16 protein-coding genes are annotated in these 19,715 nt (G+C 51.9%); all 16 read right to left on the bottom strand.

Annotation, left to right across the window (positions count from 1 at the left end):
- Positions 1-77 precede the first annotated feature (77 nt).
- Positions 78-2,732, bottom strand: coding sequence for a DNA translocase FtsK 4TM domain-containing protein (locus tag MKZ15_RS10310; RefSeq protein WP_339821741.1), 2,655 nt, complete (start codon positions 2,730-2,732; stop codon positions 78-80).
- Positions 2,733-2,812: 80 nt separating this feature from the next.
- Positions 2,813-3,037 carry a YlzJ-like family protein gene (locus MKZ15_RS10305; protein ID WP_339821738.1) on the bottom strand — a complete coding sequence of 75 codons (225 nt, stop codon included), beginning with the start codon at positions 3,035-3,037 and terminating at the stop codon, positions 2,813-2,815.
- A complete protein-coding gene (locus MKZ15_RS10300) occupies positions 3,034-3,783 on the bottom strand; it encodes an ATP-dependent Clp protease proteolytic subunit (protein WP_239483948.1) in 750 nt (249 codons plus the stop codon). The genes MKZ15_RS10305 and MKZ15_RS10300 overlap by 4 nt, the downstream gene beginning before the upstream one ends.
- Positions 3,784-3,956: 173 nt before the next feature.
- Positions 3,957-5,636 carry a ribonuclease J gene (locus MKZ15_RS10295; RefSeq protein ID WP_155608005.1) on the bottom strand — a complete coding sequence of 560 codons (1,680 nt, stop codon included), beginning with the start codon at positions 5,634-5,636 and terminating at the stop codon, positions 3,957-3,959.
- Positions 5,637-6,097: 461 nt separating this feature from the next.
- Positions 6,098-6,958: a 4-hydroxy-tetrahydrodipicolinate synthase gene (gene dapA, locus MKZ15_RS10290; protein WP_193415393.1), complete on the bottom strand. Its 861-nt coding sequence runs from the start codon at positions 6,956-6,958 to the stop codon at positions 6,098-6,100.
- 97 nt (positions 6,959-7,055) lie between these two features.
- Positions 7,056-8,276, bottom strand: coding sequence for an aspartate kinase (gene dapG / locus MKZ15_RS10285; RefSeq protein ID WP_339821733.1), 1,221 nt, complete (start codon positions 8,274-8,276; stop codon positions 7,056-7,058).
- 262 nt (positions 8,277-8,538) lie between these two features.
- Entirely contained in the window at positions 8,539-9,132 is a 594-nt protein-coding gene (locus MKZ15_RS10280; protein WP_193415242.1) for a dipicolinate synthase subunit B, read from the bottom strand.
- The gene (dpsA, locus tag MKZ15_RS10275; RefSeq protein WP_193415241.1) at positions 9,129-10,028 is read right to left on the bottom strand and encodes a dipicolinate synthase subunit DpsA; all 900 of its coding nucleotides are present in this window, start codon (positions 10,026-10,028) and stop codon (positions 9,129-9,131) included. Before dpsA ends, MKZ15_RS10280 begins: the two co-directional genes overlap by 4 nt.
- An 856-nt stretch (positions 10,029-10,884) precedes the next feature.
- On the bottom strand, positions 10,885-11,334 hold the full coding sequence (dut, locus tag MKZ15_RS10270) for a dUTP diphosphatase (RefSeq protein WP_193415240.1): 450 nt from the start codon (positions 11,332-11,334) through the stop codon (positions 10,885-10,887).
- Positions 11,324-12,577 carry a pitrilysin family protein gene (locus MKZ15_RS10265; RefSeq protein ID WP_193415239.1) on the bottom strand — a complete coding sequence of 418 codons (1,254 nt, stop codon included), beginning with the start codon at positions 12,575-12,577 and terminating at the stop codon, positions 11,324-11,326. The genes dut and MKZ15_RS10265 overlap by 11 nt, the downstream gene beginning before the upstream one ends.
- An 85-nt stretch (positions 12,578-12,662) precedes the next feature.
- Entirely contained in the window at positions 12,663-13,709 is a 1,047-nt protein-coding gene (locus MKZ15_RS10260; protein ID WP_339821729.1) for a polysaccharide deacetylase family protein, read from the bottom strand.
- 154 nt (positions 13,710-13,863) lie between these two features.
- Positions 13,864-15,972: a polyribonucleotide nucleotidyltransferase gene (pnp, locus tag MKZ15_RS10255; RefSeq protein ID WP_213621718.1), complete on the bottom strand. Its 2,109-nt coding sequence runs from the start codon at positions 15,970-15,972 to the stop codon at positions 13,864-13,866.
- 245 nt (positions 15,973-16,217) lie between these two features.
- A complete protein-coding gene (gene rpsO, locus MKZ15_RS10250; protein ID WP_018752384.1) occupies positions 16,218-16,487 on the bottom strand; it encodes a 30S ribosomal protein S15 in 270 nt (89 codons plus the stop codon).
- Between the two features lie 169 nt (positions 16,488-16,656).
- A complete protein-coding gene (locus tag MKZ15_RS10245; protein WP_155608009.1) occupies positions 16,657-17,604 on the bottom strand; it encodes a bifunctional riboflavin kinase/FAD synthetase in 948 nt (315 codons plus the stop codon).
- Positions 17,605-17,650: 46 nt separating this feature from the next.
- Positions 17,651-18,568, bottom strand: coding sequence for a tRNA pseudouridine(55) synthase TruB (truB, locus tag MKZ15_RS10240; RefSeq protein WP_155608010.1), 918 nt, complete (start codon positions 18,566-18,568; stop codon positions 17,651-17,653).
- Positions 18,565-19,545 carry a bifunctional oligoribonuclease/PAP phosphatase NrnA gene (locus tag MKZ15_RS10235; protein WP_213621719.1) on the bottom strand — a complete coding sequence of 327 codons (981 nt, stop codon included), beginning with the start codon at positions 19,543-19,545 and terminating at the stop codon, positions 18,565-18,567. Before MKZ15_RS10235 ends, truB begins: the two co-directional genes overlap by 4 nt.
- Positions 19,546-19,715: the final 170 nt, after the last annotated feature.

The raw sequence follows: 19,715 nt of genomic DNA, 5'->3' as shown, positions 1-19,715 counted from the left end.
TCGTCCCTTCCTATGCACCCTAAGTTTCGAGTACTCCTAAAAAAAGAAAGGGGAAGGATTCCCCTAATCCTGACAGATCAGGAGGAGATCCTTCCCATTTTGTATTGCTCCATTGACATTAATACTTCTCTTGGTTTACTGCCTTCATAAGGTCCGACGATCCCTCGCGCTTCCATGGAATCGATCAGTCGCGCAGCCCGGGTATAGCCGACGCGCATCCGCCGCTGTAACAGCGAAACGGAGGCTTGCTTCGCTTCTAGCACGATCTGGACGGCTTGATCATAAAGCTCGTCCAACACCTCTTCCGCCTCGTGCACTTCATCGTCGACCTCGGGAACCAAGCTTTCGTCGTATTCGGCTTGACCTTGCCCCCGCACAAAACCTACGATGGTCTCAACTTCCTGGTCGCTCATAAACGCGCCTTGCACCCGTATCGGCTTAGAGGCGCCCATCGGCATATAGAGCATGTCCCCGCGACCTAGCAGCTTCTCGGCGCCCGCCATATCGAGGATCGTCCGTGAATCGACCTGAGAGGATACCCCAAACGCGATCCGCGACGGGATGTTGGCTTTGATGACGCCGGTAATGACGTCGACCGACGGCCGCTGCGTGGCAATAATCAGATGGATGCCGGCAGCACGGGCCATTTGTGCCAGCCGCGCGATGGCATCTTCGACATCGCTGGCCGCGACCATCATCAAGTCCGCCAGCTCGTCCACGATGACCACGATGTAAGGCAAGATGGACTCCGGTCGATCCGCCATCATGTGATTGTAGCCTTCGATGTTCCGCGCTCCCGATTTGGAGAACAACTCATAACGTTTCTCCATCTCAACGACGATTTTCTTAAGTGCCAACGAAGCTCGCCGGGGATCGGTGACAACAGGGGTCAACAGATGCGGAATCCCGTTATAGACATTGAGCTCGACCATTTTGGGGTCGACCATCATAAATTTCACTTCATCCGGCTTTGCTTTGAACAAGATGCTGGTGATAATGCCGTTAATGCATACCGATTTCCCTGAGCCCGTCGCTCCGGCTACCAGAAGGTGAGGCATTTTCGCCAGGTTTCCGACGATCGTCTGACCGGAAATATCGCGCCCGAAAGCAATGCTCAGCTTAGATTCCGCATCCATAAACGTCGGCGTCTCCATCACCTCACGCATCGTGACCAGCGATACCTCGTTGTTCGGCACCTCGATGCCGATTGCGGATTTGCCCGGAATCGGCGCTTCCATACGGATATCTTTAGCGGCTAAGGCCAAGGCAATATCGTCCGTCAAATTGACGATTCGGCTGACCTTCACGCCGATATCCGGCTGAATTTCGTAGCGCGTCACCGCCGGTCCGCGCACAACCTCCAGCACCCGAGCTCGAACGCCAAAGCTTTCGAGCGTGGCCTCCAGCTTGCGGGCGGTCTGCATGTAATCGGCTTGATCACCGGATTTGCCCGCTCCGGCCGGTTTGGAGAGAAGCCGGAAGGAAGGCATTTTATACGGCTTCGGTGCCGGTTTAGGCGGAGGGGGCGGAGCAATTTCTTCGCTAGGGCCAGCAACGCCACCCTCTTCTTCGAGTCCTGACTCGCCACGGTTCACAGCATCGGCGTTCCCTACTAATGCGTCGTCAAACGCATCGTCAGCTTCCCGCTCTGCTAAGGAATCGTCATGGAGGTCGGGGATACCTCGCTCGGCTTCTTCTCCATCCTCATCGTGGTGCAGGCCTTCCCGTTGAATATGATCGAAGAAATCGCGGATGATCGGGCCGGTGTCGTTGCCGCGATGATCCTCCAGTTGACCTCTCTCCGTCCCTTCTTCCTTGCCGATGTAATTCAGCTCATTCCAATTGATTTCCGCTTCAGCGGTATGTTCGGCAGCCTCGACGTCTCCCTGTTCATCCGGATTTGGCGGTTCTATCCCTGGTTCATCCGGTCTTCCCCTAAAATTCAGCAATTGGAAAAATACCGGCTTCTTCCGAGTTGAAGCAATTACAGCCTCGTCATTATCGTGAGGTTCCTCCTCCGGATCATCGTAAGAGGTTACCGCCGGGGTCGATTTCTCTACCCGCTTGGCTTTTCCGCGTACCGGTACAGGACGCAGCATCCGCATTTTCTTCCCAAGACTCTCGCCTAACACGGCCAATTTAGAACGCAATATGCGGAATAGATCAACGTAGGACAGTCCTGTGACCAGCATAAAGCTGATGGCCAGCAGCACGATCATAATCAGCTTGGCACCGGCCATGCCAAACAGAGAGTATAGCAAGGCGAATTCCAGGGCGCCGACATAACCGCCGCTGATATCCAGCCCCAGCAAGCTCATCCCAGAATCGCTCACAGCGGGCTGAAACAACGCCGCTTGCAAATCGCGATGAATCTGGCCGAGAACGTTGCCCGTAGACAAAGGGACTGCCGGAGCCAGTTTATGCTGCATGGCCGAAATCGTACTCATCAATGTCAGCGACAGCACTGCCAGCAGCACGCCGCTGCGGCGGGCGTTCCAGCGATTAGGCCATTTTCGATTAATCATGACAGCTAGTCCTATGTAAATGCCGATCACAGGGATCACAAAATAAAATTTGCCGAGGATCAACGCGGCCATTTTCGATAACGTTCTTCCTACGGCAGCCTCCCCGGACAATGCGATAATGGATAAGGTAATCAGGATGATTCCGTATATTTCGTATTTGAGCATGCTGCCAATGGCAGCCTTCTTCTTCTTCCGTTTCCGTGGCAAACGAAAACACCCCCTAGATGAATATTATACCATAATCACCGAGGGGGGACCTAGAGAAGATACCGTTGACGGCATTTATCTCATTTCAATAAAGTTGGAAAAAAAGCGATTTGCCGCCCGGGCGCCAGCTCCGGGTTCAAATAATCCTCCAGTTGGCAGCGCAGCAACCGTACGATCGTCGCCCGGTTACCGACTTCCATCCGCACCTGCATCAGTACGCCGTTCAACTCGATTTCTCCGTACGCCTCTTGATTCTCTGCATTTTCCCAGTAGGCTTCTTCCGGAAGAATGGTGTAATGGGTCATTGTGTGATCCCTCCCGCTTGTCTCCGGGATTCGATCAACGAATTCAGCTGGGTCAACCCCTCGCCGATACCTCCGATCGCATCGATAAGCCCATACTTCACGGCATCATTGCCTCCAACTGCAGTTCCGATGTCCCGATTTAACTCTCCGGTTTTGAACATCAGCTCCTTGAACAACTCCTCTGTGATATGCGAGTGTGTCGTGACGAACCGCACGACACGCTCCTGCATTTTCTCGATATATTCGAACGTCTGGGGTACCCCGATGACAAGCCCCGTCATGCGAATGGGATGAATGGTCATCGTCGCGCTTTCGGCAATTAGCGAATAATCGGAAGCCACCGCAATCGGAACCCCGATGCTATGTCCCCCTCCGATGACGACAGTAACGGTCGGTTTGGACAAGGAAGCGATCATCTCCGCGATCGCAAGCCCCGCCTCCACATCGCCCCCTACCGTATTGAGAATAATTAACAGTCCTTCGATCCGTGGATTCTGTTCAGCCGCAACCAGTTGAGGAATCAAATGCTCGTATTTGGTTGTTTTATTTTGCGGCGGCAATACCAAATGCCCTTCGATCTGACCGATGATCGTCAAGCAATAAACATTGGATTCACCTGGTGTTGGTACCGCTGTTTGTCCCAGCTGTTGAATCATTTCCGGTACCGTGGCCTCTTTCTTCTCGGCCTCGTTTGGCGGCAGCTCGGATTCGCTGCGAACGGTTGATTTGCTCAGGTCCTTGTTCATGGTCAAGCCTTCCTTTCGGTGTCGGCATATCCGACGAAGTCTCGTTACGCTACGCAACCCTTAGTATGCCGACAACCTTCTTCACTCTATACAAAACATGAAAAAGCCTCCTCTCCTGCAAGGAACCGTCCAATTACCGGCAGGAAAAGAGGCGACTGTGTGCTATACGATTGTTATACTTCCATAATGATCGGCAAGATCATCGGTCTACGGCGCGTTTGCTCATACAAGAATCGGCCGAGCGCATCCTTGACGTTGGTTTTCAACGATGCCCACTCGTTCACGTTCTCGCTCATCAGCTTCTCGAGCGTGCTGGATACGATCCGATTCGCCTCATCCAGAAGCCCTTCCGATTCACGGACATAAACGAAGCCACGGGAAATGATATCCGGACCGGACACGATCGTACCGTCCTGCTTGCTAAGCGTAACGACGACAACCAGGATGCCGTCTTGGGACAACAGCTTGCGGTCGCGCAAAACGATATTGCCGACGTCGCCAACGCCAAGTCCATCGATCAGCACGTTGCCGGCAGGCACTTTCCCTGCTTTACGGGCTACGCCGTTCTGAATCTCGATGGTATCCCCGATATCAACCAGGAAAATGTTATCCGGCTCCACGCCAACCGACTCGCCGAGTAGCGCGTGTCTGCGCAGCATCCGGTATTCCCCGTGGATCGGAATGAAATATTTAGGCCGCATCAAATTCAGCATCAGCTTCAATTCTTCTTGGCTGCCGTGACCCGATACGTGCACGCCGGAGTTCGATCCGCTGTAAATGACTTCCGCGCCGAGGCGGAACAGCTCGTCGATCGTCCGTCCAACATACTTCTCATTGCCCGGTACTGGAGTTGCCGCGATGATAACCGTATCCCCGGGAAGGATATCGACCTTCCGGTGCGTCGAGCGAGCCATCCGCGTTAAAGCGGACATCGGTTCCCCTTGGCTGCCCGTGCACAGAATGACTACGCGGTCCGCCGCCATCTTGTTAACTTCCTCCGGCTCGATGATGATTCCGTCCGGAACGTTCAAATAACCAAGTTCTTCTGCAATCGTTACGACGTTAACCATGCTGCGTCCGATAATCGTCAGCTTCCGGTTCGTTGCGTACGCCGCGTCGATGACTTGTTGAATGCGGTGCACGTTGGAGGCGAAAGTCGCCACAACGACGCGTTGCTTCGCTTTATGAAAAATATCGCTAAGAACGATGCCGACATTCTTCTCCGAAGGCGTGAAGCCCGGTCTCTCCGCATTGGTGCTATCCGATAAAAGTGCTAAAACCCCATTTTTCCCGATTTCGCCCATCCGGTGCAAGTCCGCATATTGATCATTGACTGGGGTATGATCAAATTTGAAGTCGCCGGTATGAACCACGTTGCCTTCCGGGGTTTCGATGCATACGCCAACCGAATCCGGAATACTATGATTTGTCCGGAAGAACGAAGCTTTCATCGTCGTTCCGAGCTCGATCACGGAATCGGCGTTGATCAGCACGCGTTTCGTTTCGCCAAGCAGCCCCGCTTCCTTCAGCTTATTCTCGACAAGCCCTAAAGTCAGTTTTGTTCCGTAAACCGGAACGTTTAAGTTCTTCAACACATATGGCAAACCGCCGATATGGTCTTCGTGTCCGTGCGTCAGCACGATGCCTCTTACTTTATCGCGGTTCTCCGTCAAGTAAGTGATATCGGGAATGACGATGTCGATACCAAGCATGTCCTCTTCCGGAAACTTAAGCCCGGAGTCGATGACCACGATGTCATTGGCATATTGAACGACATACATGTTCTTCCCAATTTCTGCGACGCCGCCCAATGCGAAAATCGTCAATTTTTCATTATTCATTTTTTTAGACAAGTGAATCTAACCCTCCTAATTATTTTGGACGTTGTATCGAAAATTCCTATGGAAATGGCTCCGACCACTGCGTTTGATTACCAATCTTTGATTGCAGGAATAAACAACCGCCTCGATCAAGACGGTCTGGCCGTGTCTCCAAATCATCATCTAAATGGTTGTTCAATCAAGCTATGGTAATGCCACATTGCTTCATCCAGCTTACAGCGATTTAGCATAACGAACTCCGCCTTCGCTTGCTGATGTAAGCCATTCTCTTGAACGAGCCATTTAATTTAAAAATTCACCGCACCCAGTCACTTGAAATCATTATACATGATTAAATTGGCAAAAAACAAGTCAGATGCTTTACCTACGTTTAACGTTACCTTGCACCATGACAAAAAAACCGATGCCTTCGTTGGAGGCATCGGTTTATGGAAATGCAGAACATTTTTGGTTAAAAAGCAAGATGGAACCGTTTAGAGCATGCTGCGAATCCGCAACGCTTCTTCTTCATTCGGCGGTACAAGCGGCAGCCGCACTGAACCAACGGGATGACCGGTCTCGTTTAACGCATATTTCACCGCAACCGGATTCGGGCACTCGAACAAAACCTTGAATAACGGCAGGAGCTCCCGATGCAAACGGCTTGCTTCATCGACATGTCCGTTGAAGAATTGAACGACCATCTCTTTAATCGTGCGGCCAGCAACATGGCTGGCGACGCTGATGACGCCGTAAGCCCCCACTGCCATCGCCGGCAGTGCAGAAGCATCATCCCCCGAGTATACTCTAAAATGGTCTGGTGCCTGAGATACGATCGTGGCGATTTGATCGAGCGGCGCGCATTCCTTGGTAGCCACAATGTTAGGAATCTTCGCCAGCCGCAGCGTCGTATCTACGCTTAAACTGACCACCGTACGGCTCGGTACGTTATACAGAATGATCGGCAAGCTCGTAACGGCCGCGATCGCTTCAAAATGGCGGAAAAGGCCTTCCTGATTCGGCTTATTATAGTACGGGGCGACCAGCAGGATTCCGTCAACGCCGCATTTTTCGGCTTCACGCGTCAAATTTACGGAGTGAGCAGTATCGTTGCTGCCTGTGCCAGCGATGATTTTGCAGCGCCCGGCCACATGCTTCACCGTAAAGGCAAATAATTCAAGCTTTTCTTCGTCCGTTAGCGTAGGGGACTCTCCCGTTGTTCCGCTTACGACAAGGCTATCGGACTGTTGCTCTTCCACCAAATAGTCGATCAGGCTTGCGGTCTGGTCCCAGTCAATTTTCCCTTGATCATTAAAAGGCGTTACCATGGCTGTAATTACTCTTCCGAAATCAATCACGCCATTTCCTCCTCCCGTCTCCCGCTTCGCTTTATTATTACTGCCCTATCAGCATTCCCTGCCTTTTCCCTATGCGATCCAACGATTTCGAGGGTTAACGACCCAGTTCAAATTTGGCATGCAACGCCCGCAGCGCTTGCACCATATCGTCCTTATGCACCAGCACCCAAATCGTGGTATTCGAATCTGCCGATTGCAGAATTTGAATCCCATGCTCGGTCAATGCTTCGACAATTTTTGCCATAATCCCCGGTACCCCGTTAATCCCGCCGCCGATGACCGAAACCTTGGCACAGCCGGTGCAGATTTGAGGTGAAAGCTCCAACGACTTCAATACCGCTTCAGCCTTGGCCGAATCTTTGTCAAACACGGTATAAACGACGCCTGTCGGGGTCACATTAATAAAATCAACGCTGATGTCATTCTCCGCCATCGTCTTAAACACTTGCAATTGCAGGTTATCCGGGCCCTTGCCAGCCGATTCCACCCGAATCTGCGTCACGTTCGCCACGTAAGCGATCCCAGTCACGTAACGGTCTACGATCCCGATCTGGACATCCTTAAACCCTTCGGGGTTAGCGACCAGCGTACCTTCTCCCTGCGAAAAAGTCGATCGCACGCGAACAGGGATCCCCGATTGCATCGCGATTTCCACCGCACGGGGGTGAATGACCTTCGCGCCCTGATGCGCCATGTTGCAGATTTCTGCGTAGCTGACGTATTCCAGCGGCTTCGCATCCTCGACGATCCGCGGATCCGCGGTTAATATCCCATTCACGTCCGTGTATATGTCGACCATCTCAGCGTGCAACGCAGCTCCCAAGGCCGTTGCGGATGTATCGCTACCTCCGCGTCCCAACGTCGTGAAATCGCCGCCCTGATTTTGACCCTGAAATCCCGTCACGATTACGACATCCTTCTGCTTCAGCTCTTCCAGCACCCTTGTAGGGACGATATCCAGAATTCTTGCATTGCCGTACTGGCTGTCCGTTCGGAAACCGGCTTGGGCTCCGGTTAACACGACGGAGGAAATGTTCCGCTCGGTTAACAGACTGCATAGTTTGGCTGCGGAAATAATTTCACCACAAGCCATTAACAAATCTTGTTCGCGAGGCGGCAAATAGCCATCCCCCTCGGCAACCAAATCAAGCAAAGTATCTGTCGCGTAAGGATCGCCTTTGCGGCCCATGGCCGAAACCACCACGACGAGCCGGAAACCGTTATCCAGTTCCCGGCGTACGTGTGAGATGACATGGTCTCTTGCTTCCTTCGTTGAAAGAGACGTGCCACCAAATTTTTGCACCAAAATGCGCATGGATATTCCTCCAGTTAATAAGTGCGGAGTAAAGCGATGACTTCATTCCGTAAGATTTAGTAAGATTAACGAACCCAGAGCTTCGAAAACATACCCCTTCGCCGCAATGATCTCCGCGATTGTAAACGGCATTCCATGCTGCGCCTTTGAGCAAATTGTTCCGATACTTTCTACCTTTGTTGTTGAGTCCGTCCTGAGAAAATCGCGGCGTGTAACGGCCTGCATGGGTTACTTGAGCACCTGGCATGCCCTCTGCTGCCGATTACCCATGAAAGCGTTCGATAATCAGCGGTTGCAGCTGTTTGCCTTCAAGCGCAGCATAGCAAGCTTCAGGTACCAGTTCCATATTGGCTACCAGCGAATTCGGTTTACCGATCGGATTATCTTGACCGAATGGAACGAAATACACGTTTTTAGCCACGATTAATTTAGCGATGTTCGCCAAATTAAAACCTAAACCGTCATTAGTCGACACCGCGATGACGAGTGGACGCCCGTTTCGCAGTTGGGCTTTCGCCGCCATAAGCACGGGACTGTCCGTAACGGCGTTAGCCAACTTGCTCGTGCTCGTTCCCGTGCAGGGCGCGATAACCAAAACGTCGAGCAGCTTGCTTGGACCCAGCGGTTCAGCTTCGACAATTGAAGAAATAATATCATTCCCTGTAATATCTTTCAACTGTTTACGCCAATCTTCTGATTTACCGAAACGGGTGTCGGTCGTAAGCACCGACTGGGATATGATCGGCACAACCTTCGCCCCTCCGTCAACAAAACGCTGAATCTGAGGCATCACCTCAGCAAACGTACAATGCGAGCCCGTAATGGCGTAACCTACCGTTTTTCCCTGCCAATTCACTGTTCATCCCCCCGTAATAAATACTCATCCAAAATCGACTGACAAATCGTATTTGCCATAATAATTCCAGCCGTTTTGGGAGCGACGATACCGGGGATGCCAGGGGCTAAAATCGCCTTGACTCCGCGCTTCTCGGCGAAACGGAAATCCGTCCCACCAGGCGCCGAAGCAAGGTCGATGATCACCGCCGTGCGGGGCAGTTTCGAGATGATTTGCGCTGTGACTATCATAGTCGGAATCGTATTAAAAATCAAGTCAACATCCGCTACGTTAGCGGCCAAATCCCTTGTGGCAAAAGGCTTCCAGCCCATTTGCACCGCTCTGGCCACGTCGTCTTCCCGGCGTACCCCTACCCTTACATTCGCTCCCAAACCCTGCAGCGTAGCCGCCAGCGTAAAACCTGTTCGCCCAATCCCCAGCACGATGCAAGTCGAACCGTGAATGGTAATGTCCGTATTCTGGATCGCCATCATCACGGCGCCTTCCGCTGTCGGAATCGAGTTATAGATGGCGACGTCGTCACGATCGAGCACCTCGATGATCTGGAAACCGTGATCCGTGCTCATTTGCTTCAAGAAGCTTTTGGCAATCCCGGTATAGACCAGTGTGCTTTTTCGAATAGCTGCGAACCATTCGTGTTTGATGACCAGTTGTTCCGCAGAGAACGGCGCTGGGACAACGCCGTGGTCATCGCAACCGATTACCGGAAGGATGATGACGTCGGCACCGGCCAGCAATCCTGGACTTAACGTCTCCTGCGATACTCCCTTCAGCGGGGTCTCCAACCGATCAAAGCCAACAACCCGTACCGTTGCGTCTAGTTCCAGACATTTGTTGATGACCTCCACCTGCCTGGCGTCACCACCGAGGAATACAATCGTTATTCCAGTCAGCATTCTTAGACGGCACTCCTTCCAAGCAACACAGTATAGAGCATCTTATGCCGTTGCCCACGAAGTGGTGAAAAGGGAGGATCCAGGATATGTAAATCGTCATAGCAGCACGATGACTCCCGTTTATCAAGCCGCTTTTTCTTTGCTTTTGAAGAACTTATGGTGTAACTTCAAGATCCTCACACCGGTATCAGCTCTTATTTACCCTCCCTGCTATACTTGGATTTACCTTTATATTGGACGCCCCAAGGCCCGGTTGTTATAAGGACAATGGCGTCATTACAACGAGGTGATCTTGTTGTCGAGTTGGGTGGGCTTACGCCTTCACAGCTATTAATCGCGCTTTCCAAGGGAGCACCTGCTGTGAAAAATGAACATTGGTTAAAAATGATGGGGTGCAGGAGAAGAAGAACATTCGGAATGTAGCTGTAGATTTACGAGACCATACGGAGGGTTAGTTCGGCGCCAAGACATTATTGAAGAACGAGACGCCCAAATGGAGAAGTTAAAGGAGATCGCAGCTGCTGCAGTTCAAGGGAATAGCCACAATAGTATAAGATCGTGCGGTGTTGGGCGGTTTCTCTCATGTACTAGTCCTGGAGAAAACAAGGGACATTTAGGTCGCTATTTCAACCAAATCCCTCTAAATCTCAATAATAGAGGACATTTAGGGCTTAATTCTGAGCTGAACTGGGCCTATTAAGCAACTTTTAAGAGCGATGAATGAAAATAAGGGTAAAAAAGTCCTTTATTTCGGCTATAACCCCTGCTTAACCGAAAATAAGAACCTTTTTTACCCTTATCCACTAGTTACCTACAGAAGAAATGCAGGTTCAAATATGCCCTTTGCTCCTACGCTTTACTTCGTTCCCGTATGGCCAAATCCACCGTCGCCGCGAACGGTCTCAGACAGCTCGTCCACTTGAACGAGATTCACCTCAGGAACGATCTGGAACACCATCTGTGCAATCCGTTCATTCCGCTGAATCACAAACGGCTCCTGCCCGAGGTTGATCAGCAGTACCTTAATTTCGCCGCGATAATCGGCATCGATCGTACCCGGCGTGTTTAGACACGTAATCCCGTGCTTAAAGGCCAGACCGCTGCGCGGACGGATTTGCGCCTCTAGGCCGCCGGGCATCGCAATGGCGATCCCGGTCGGCACGAGGGCACGTTGCCCCGGCTGGAGCGTCAGTTGCTCCGTAACGGCAGCATAGAGGTCAAAGCCGGAGGCTAGCTCCGACATTTTGCGAGGCAGTTCAATATCTTCATTTCCCGCTAAACGGTTAATTTGTACTTCAAACGACAAGTTCATCTCTCCTTACTCCCGAAATCACACGATCCGAGGAACCCACCATCGCAAGCGAAAACGGTTGGCTAAACATAGCCTTCATCACCTGATTGACATCGTCCATCGTCACCGCCTCGATCCGGGCGATCATTTCATCCAAGGTATAATGTCTGCCGAGCATCAACTCGTTCTTGCCGAGTCGATTCATCCGGCTTCCGGTGCTCTCCAGGCTCAAGATCAAGCTCCCCTTCAATTGTTCCTTGCCTTTACTCAGCTCACCGACGGTAATCCCGTTGACCGATACGTCGTGCAGGATCTCCTTGGTCAAGTCCAGCACTTCCTTGGTCTGGCGAGGCGCGGTTCCTGCGTAAACCGTAAATAATCCGCTGTCTGCATGCGAGCTATGATAGGAGTACACGGAATACGCCAAACCGCGTTTCTCGCGAATCTCCTGGAAGAGGCGCGAACTCATGCCACCGCCAATCGCATTGTTAAGCAGCACCATGGCGTACTGCTTCTCTTCGCCAACCGATAATCCCGGAAAAGATAAGCAAATATGGTTCTGCTCTGTTTTCTTGCGATGAAATCGGAGTCCACCAAGAAAATCGGGTGATTCCAACGCGCTGGAACTTCCTCGGTTCGAAAAGTCTCCGAAATATTTCTCTAGCAGATCGATCACGTGATCGTCTATGTTGCCGGCAACGCTGATGACCGTGTTCTCGATCGTGTAGTGCTCCCGCATATATTCCCGAAGATGCTCGGATTCCATTGCGCGAAGCTGCTCCTCGGTTCCTAAAATCGGCAGCGCCAGCGGATGTTCCCCGTAAGCCGCCTGTGACACGAGGTCGTGCACCATATCGTCTGGCGTATCTTCGTACATGGAGATTTCTTCGACGATCACGTTCTTCTCTTTCCGCAACTCTTCCGCATCGAACAAGGAACGGAAAAACATGTCCGACAACACGTCAACCGCGATCGGTAAATGCTCATCCAGCACTTTGGCATAATAACAGGTATATTCCTTTGACGTAAATGCGTTTACATTCCCGCCGATCGCATCAAATTGCTCTGCGATATCCTTGGCGCTGTACCGCTCCGTACCTTTAAATAACATGTGTTCGATGAAATGTGAAATTCCGCCCCGTTCAGGGCTCTCATTGCGGGAGCCGGTTTTGACCCAAATACCGAACGAGACAGAACGACAAGTCGGTATTTTCTCCATAACCACCCGAAGGCCGTTTTTCAATTGCGTTTTCTTCACGAGAGGCCCTCCTAAATGTTTTGCAAAGCATTTCTGTGCATCGTTAATAAATGCATCCCTATCCTACCAAAAAAAGGCGGCAAGCTCAACTCTGAGGAACCTCGGCTTCGATCCGGTCCGGCGACAACGTCTGCTCTACCGTGCCTAGCGTCAGCCCTTTACTTCGGATGGCCTGAATCATCCCCTCAATCGCATCCCGGCTGGATGCCGTCGGATGCATCAGAATGAGCGTTCCCGGCTCCACCTTGCTGCCGATCTTACTGATGATGCTGGATGCCGGCGGGTTTCTCCAATCCACTGTATCCAAGGTCCACAAGACCGTCTTGAGCCCTTGTTCTGCTGCCAGTTTAACGGTTTGCATATTATAATCGCCCGAAGGCGGAGCAAACCAGCGGTTCTCCACGCCCAGCTTCTCCTTCAACAGGTCTTTCGTCTTGGAGATCTCGAGACGAGCCCGGGTTACTTCCAACTGGCTCATATTCGGATGCGAGTAGGCATGATTTTCAATTTGATGACCCCGCCGCTTGATTTCAGCGGCCATCTCTTCATTCTTCTTTAACCAGCTGCCATCGAGGAAGAAGGTAGCTTTCACCTTCGACTTATCCAACGTATCAAGCATAGGCACAAGATATTCGTTGCCCCAGGCGACATTGATCATCAGCGCCGCCATCGGCTTATTCGGATTCCCCCGGTATATCGGCTGGGCACCCAGATCATCCAGATTCACCTTCGGTTTCAGCTCGCGATATACGTATTCGATTTCAGCACCTTCTGGTTGCTGCTTGGCCTTGGCGTAGGTGAGTTCAATATCCACCTCACGGCCGTTATAACCGGGAATGGCTTTCCAGACCCGGTCGACGACGGCGTCCACCGGCGCAATCCGCCGCTTTGCGGCCTCATCTCGGATTTGAGCCAGAAGTGGATCTGGAGCCTTCGTAGCCCCGCCGCTTTCTTGATCTTGCAAGCCTTTAGCGCCAGGGCCTCCGGCCAGGTCGTTAATCAGGCGGAAGGCGAAGCTGCCGCCCTCTCCCTCTGAGCTTTCCGCGACAAAAGCCCGAATGCCAGCAAACTGCCCCAGTATCATGACAAAGGCAATGCATATCGCGATGACCGCAAACTTGTTCCGACCCATGCTGAAGCTCATCCCCTCAAACGGTTTTTGTCCCCATCATATGTTGACAAGCCCGTAGATATGCTTCCTTTCCGGAAGCATTAAAAAAGAGCCAGAATTGATTCATTCTGTCTCTTTTCCCGCAAGGATGGCCTGCGTCGTCAAGCTGCGTTATTTAGTTGGAAGAGGATTTTTCCGTTTCTGCGGTTAGTACCGCTTTGCGGGAAAGATTTATCCGTCCTTGGTTGTCGATCTCGGTTACCTTGACAGTTACCGTATCACCGATCGCCACGACGTCCTCCACTTTAGCTACGCGTTCCGTGGACAACTGGGAAATATGCACCAAACCGTCTTTCCCCGGCAAAATCTCGACGAAAGCGCCGAATTTTTCAATCCGTTTGACGGTACCTACATAAATTTCACCGACCACGACTTCCTTGACGATCCCTTCGATAATCGAACGCGCTTTGCTGTTCATCTCTTCGTTCGTAGAAGCGATAAATACGCGGCCGTCTTGTTCGATATCGATTTTCACGCCGGTTTCCTCGATGATCTTGTTGATGATCTTGCCGCCTGCCCCGATGACATCGCGGATCTTGTCCGGATTGATGTGCATGATAACGATCTTCGGCGCGTAAGGGGACAAATGCTCCTTCGGCTTTTGAATGCGCTCCATCATTTTGGACAGGATAAACATCCGACCTTCTCGGGCTTGTTTCAAAGCATCGGTCAAAATCTGCCGGTCGATTCCGTCGATCTTGATATCCATTTGAATAGCCGTAACGCCTTCCGAAGTGCCTGCCACTTTGAAGTCCATGTCTCCGAGATGATCTTCCATCCCTTGAATGTCAGTCAGGATAGACACGTGCTCGCCGTCTTTAATCAGACCCATCGCCACCCCGGCAACCGGAGCTTTGATCGGAACGCCCGCATCCATCATGGCCAGCGTGCTGGCGCAGATGCTCGCTTGGGACGTCGAACCGTTGGATTCCAATACTTCCGATACAAGACGAATCGTATACGGGAATTCGGTTTCCGGCGGAATCACCTTCGACAACGCGCGTTCGCCTAGAGCGCCGTGACCGATTTCGCGGCGGCCCGGAGCCCGGAGTGGACGAGCTTCACCAACGCTGAACGGCGGGAAGTTATAATGGTGCATAAAGCGCTTGGATTCTTCCAGATCGATGCCGTCAAGAATTTGAACGTCACCCAGTGCCCCCAGCGTACATACGCTCAACGCTTGCGTTTGACCGCGGGTAAACAGACCGGAGCCATGCGTACGTGGCAACAGATTAATATCGCATTCGATCGGACGAATTTCTTCCAATTTACGACCGTCAGGGCGCACTTTATCATGGGTAATCAACCGGCGTACTTCTTCCTTAACGATGTCATGCAAGACTTCCTTCACATCGGCAAGCAATTCCGGCGATTCTATGTATTTCTCTTCGAAATGAGCCACCGTTTCGTCGTTGATGGCATCAATCGCATCCTGACGCGCATGCTTCTCGGCAATTTTCACGGCTTCAACCAGACGATTCTGGGCCAAAGCGCGAACTTCCCGGTTCACATCTTCATTCACTTTATGGAGCTTCACTTGCATCTTCTCTTTGCCGGCTACTTTCACGAGCTCTTCGATGACGGCAACGATATTCTTGATTTCATCATGGCCGAACATGATCGCCTCGAGCATCACCTCTTCAGGCACTTCGTTGGCTTCCGCCTCCACCATCATGATGGCGTCTTTGGTACCGGCTACAACCACGTAAATGTCACTGGCTTCTTGCTCAGCCACGTCCGGATTAATCACGAATTGCCCGTTAACCCGTCCAACCGCTACGCCGCCGATCGGCCCGTTAAACGGAACATCGGAAATGCTCAGCGCTGCAGAAGTCCCAATCATTGCCGCAATTTCCGGCTCGCAGTCTTGATCCACGCTCATGACCAGGTTTACGATTTGCACGTCGTTACGGAATCCTTCCGGGAACAGCGGGCGAATCGGACGGTCGGTCAAGCGGCTAGCCAAAATGGCCTTTTCGCTCGGACGTCCTTCCCGTTTAATGAAGCCACCGGGAATTTTACCGACTGCATAAAGTTTCTCTTCATAATTGACCGTCAACGGGAAAAAGTCCAAGTCCTTGGGCTCCGAAGAGGCCGTAACCGTACAAAGCACCGCCGTATCTCCGTAGCGGACCATGACGGCCGCGTTTGCTTGCTTGGCCAATCGGCCGGTTTCCAAAATGAGAGGTCTCCCCCCCAAATTCATTTTCACTTGATTCTGCATGAAATCCCTCCTTATCACCATTACAAGTTCGGTACTGAGTTCATTATTTCCTGCTTTTCGGCAATTCATAAGATGAACGGCTGTCTAGCAATAGAAAGATGTCCTCATAACAAAAGCTCCTGAAGGAGCTGATCGTGGAAGCTTATCGTAACAAGCCCCTAAATGGGTAAAAAGCAACCCGGCCGCACACGCACGCTTCGCCAGCGTCCGCCATGCAACTAGGCTGCTTTTATCAAACTTTCGAATTAACGACGCAATCCAAGTTTCTCGATCAAAGCGGAGTAACGTCTCACGTCTTTGTTCTTCAGGTAAGCCAACAACTTACGACGTTGACCAACCATCTTCAGAAGACCGCGACGGGAATGATGGTCCTTCTTGTGCGTACGCAAGTGGTCCGTCAAATTCACGATGTTCTCCGTAAGGATAGCAATTTGCACCTCAGGGGATCCGGTATCGGACTCATGAGTTTTGTGCTCTTGGATCAATTGTTGTTTACGTTCTTGAGTCAATGCCATCCTGTTCACCTCCTTTATCTCAAATCGCCGTTAGCCTCGTCGCCGGCGGTGAAACCGCGCAACCAAGCCAAGGTTCTGCTGCCGCTTGGAAAAAACATGTTCTTCCGCATGACAACGTTACATAGTATATCATAGCCGATAGGCAAAGTAAATGCCAAGTCCGGCTTGATTACGGGGAAGTCTTCAGCAGACGTTTAGCGGTATCTGCATCCCGTCCGATTTGGGCGATCAACTCATCCAGCGAAGTGAACTTGCGCTCCTCACGGATATAATGAACCAATTCCACGGACAAGCTCTCATCATAAATCTCACCGGAAAACTCAAATAGATGAGCTTCGAGCCAAAAGATCTTCCCATCCTCATGAAAGGTTGGCTTGACCCCAACGTTCATCACACCGGTGTAGGTGGTGCCGTTGTGGGTAACCCGCACGGCGTATACCCCGCTGGCCGGCACGACATAGTGTTCCGCCAGTTTAAGGTTCGCTGTCGGAAAACCGAGCTGGCGCCCACGCTTTTCACCGTGCATGACCGTCCCTCTCAGCGAGTACGTCCGACCAAACCAGCGATTGGCTAACTCGATTTCGCCCTCCTGCAGTGCCTTACGAATACCCGAGCTGCTGACCTTCTCCCCATCGATCAGGAACGGCGGCACCGTGTTCACGTCCAGAACATTGCCGCTCAACTCGCGAAGCATCCCTGCGTCTCCTTCACCCCGGTAACCATAGCGGAAGTCAAAGCCAACAACCGCCGTGTGTACCTTAAGCGGCACCAAGATCCCGGATACGAAATTTTGCGGACTCACCCGGGAGAAGGCATCGTTAAATTCAACGATATATACGAAATCCACGCCCATTTCCCGTAAAATTCGCTCCTTCTCCTCCGGGGGCGTCAAGTAGCCGTCATAATCGCCTTTCTTCATGACCTCCTTCGGATGCGGATGGAACGTCATGACGGAGGCGGGAAGGCCTAGTTCGCCAGCCAGCCTGACAGCAGAATCAATCACGCTGGCATGCCCCAGGTGAAGCCCATCAAATTGACCGATCGCCAGCACTTGCGGGCGAGCATTTTGTTCAATAAATCGTTCGGTTAGTGGATATGATAATCTTATCGTTTCCATGATCGTGTCACCTGCAATTTCCCTCGGAATGCGCATTTCATGAGTCCTATTCGGGTAAAAACACTTTGACTGCCTTCACAGCCATCGTCTCCTCTTCCACCCGGAAAATGCCTAAAAATTGATGTTCTGGGCTGTAAAGCCGTACGGTTTCACCGCGTTTGACCGCTGGAGATACGACGGTAGAAGACAGCCGTTGACCTTGCAATGCCGCTTTAACCTTATCGGCCTCGACGATATGGGCCGGCAAATGCTCCACAGCTCTATCAACCGGCAGTAAATGCTCTTGCAGCGTTCCGCCCGCGACATGCCTCGCTACCTCGTCCAGCGTCAGACAGTGCGACTCCGCGATGCCGGCCGACATTGTCCGCTTTAACTCGGTCATCGCAGCAGGGACGCCTAGAGCTCGCCCGATATCGACGCACAGTGTGCGGATGTAAGTCCCTTTGGAACATAACGCCCGGAAAGAAATCCGAGGATGAGGTCCTTCCGGATGGAAAGCCAGCAGCTCCAATTCATGAATCGTCACTTCGCGGGGCTTACGCTCCACGGTTTTACCTTCCCGCGCCAACTCATACAATCGCTTGCCGTCTTGCTTCAGTGCGGAATACATCGGCGGAATCTGTGAGATCGTTCCAATGAAACGGGACAATACCTGTCGAACTTCCTCTTCCGTGACCCGAACTTCTTCCACTTGTTCGATGATTTCGCCCGTCATGTCCTCCGTATCCGTAGCAACGCCAAGCACTAGAGTCGCCTCATATTCCTTCGGCAATTCTTGCAAATATTCAACCATTCGCGTTGCGCGACCTAGACATAACGGCAACACGCCTGTGACTGCCGGGTCTAGCGTGCCGGTATGACCGATCCGTTTCATCTTCAGAATGCCGCGGCATTTGGCGACCACATCATGAGAAGTAAACCCAGCCGGCTTGTGGATAGGCAATATGCCTTCGTATGCATTCATAACTGCAGCCTCACTTGTTCCAGAACCCTTGGGATGATCGTCTCCAAGGTACCCTCGATGCGAGCACCAGCAGCACGGACATGTCCGCCTCCACCAAAGCTTTGGGCGACCCTTGCCACATCGACGGTCCCGGCGGATCGCATGCTCACCTTAACGGCATGTTCGTTAATGACTTTAAACAGCAGCCCTACTTCGACCCCTTGAATATTCCGCGGATAATTGACGATGCCTTCCATATCCTCGTGAACCGCACCGGTCGCTTTCAAATCTTCGTCATCTACGGATACCCAGCCAATCTTCCCGTCTTCCGTAAGCTCAAGACCATTTAGTGCCCGGGTCAGTAAGCGCAGCTGCGGCAACGTCATTTGCTCCAGCAACAGCTCGGATAATCCGGGACCGTCTACGCCGTATTCCAACAGTTTGGATGCGGCCGCCATGACCTTCGGCGACGTGTTGGAATACCGAAACCCACCGGTATCCGTCAACAAACCTGTATAAAGCGCTGTTGCAGCCGACTCGTCCAATTCGAGTCCCATATAAGCAAGAAGATCGAATAAGATCTCGGCAGTGGCTGCCGCGCTCGGTACGACGAGATTGACCGAACCGTAAAGATCATTGGTCGGATGATGATCAATATTCAGCAGCTGCGCGCCTTCGGCAAACCATTCGTGCGTGGTACCTACTCGTTTGAAATCGGCGCAATCCACGCAAATCACATGATCAAATTTACGGTCAAGCGGCGTGACCGACAAGTCGAGAATTTCCTCCGCATGCCAAAGGTAACGCATCCGCTTGGGGATCGGCCCTTCGTTGACCATCACGAATTTTTTGCCCAGACATGACAGAAGCCAGCCCACCACAAGGGTGGAACTGACTGCGTCACCGTCCGGCTGAACATGCGACACGATGAGGAAATGATCATTCTGAGTCAAAAACTCCTTGCTCTGACTCAGCTCCCGTTCATAGGTCGTCTGCATAGCCGTCTCCTTCTAGAGGACATCAAAAACTCATCTTTGGATCACGATGTATTTCATGTAGCCATTCGACATCGAATCTTGAACTCACCAGGTCCCTCCGTTGCTCACGTAGGCTTACCTACGCTCCGCTACTCGGTCCCCGGTTCATCCAACCTTCTCGGTACTGAGAA

It is taken from the genome of Paenibacillus sp. FSL R7-0216 (assembly GCF_037969915.1).
In the GTDB taxonomy this organism is placed as follows: domain Bacteria; phylum Bacillota; class Bacilli; order Paenibacillales; family Paenibacillaceae; genus Fontibacillus; species Fontibacillus rhizolycopersici.
This window is presented reverse-complemented; position numbering and strand designations above follow the sequence as displayed.

Excerpts from the sequence above, each read along its gene's own strand:
- MKZ15_RS10305 (WP_339821738.1), bottom strand. The coding sequence starts at position 3,037 with ATGACCCATTACACCATTCTTCCGGAAGAAGCCTACTGGGAAAATGCA.
- MKZ15_RS10300 (WP_239483948.1), bottom strand. The coding sequence starts at position 3,783 with ATGAACAAGGACCTGAGCAAATCAACCGTTCGCAGCGAATCCGAGCTG.
- dapG (WP_339821733.1), bottom strand. The coding sequence starts at position 8,276 with ATGCGCATTTTGGTGCAAAAATTTGGTGGCACGTCTCTTTCAACGAAG.
- dpsA (WP_193415241.1), bottom strand. The coding sequence starts at position 10,028 with ATGCTGACTGGAATAACGATTGTATTCCTCGGTGGTGACGCCAGGCAG.
- MKZ15_RS10260 (WP_339821729.1), bottom strand. The coding sequence starts at position 13,709 with ATGGGTCGGAACAAGTTTGCGGTCATCGCGATATGCATTGCCTTTGTC.
- pnp (WP_213621718.1), bottom strand. The coding sequence starts at position 15,972 with ATGCAGAATCAAGTGAAAATGAATTTGGGGGGGAGACCTCTCATTTTG.
- rpsO (WP_018752384.1), bottom strand. The coding sequence starts at position 16,487 with ATGGCATTGACTCAAGAACGTAAACAACAATTGATCCAAGAGCACAAA.
- MKZ15_RS10245 (WP_155608009.1), bottom strand. The coding sequence starts at position 17,604 with ATGGAAACGATAAGATTATCATATCCACTAACCGAACGATTTATTGAA.
- truB (WP_155608010.1), bottom strand. The coding sequence starts at position 18,568 with ATGAATGCATACGAAGGCATATTGCCTATCCACAAGCCGGCTGGGTTT.
- MKZ15_RS10235 (WP_213621719.1), bottom strand. The coding sequence starts at position 19,545 with ATGCAGACGACCTATGAACGGGAGCTGAGTCAGAGCAAGGAGTTTTTG.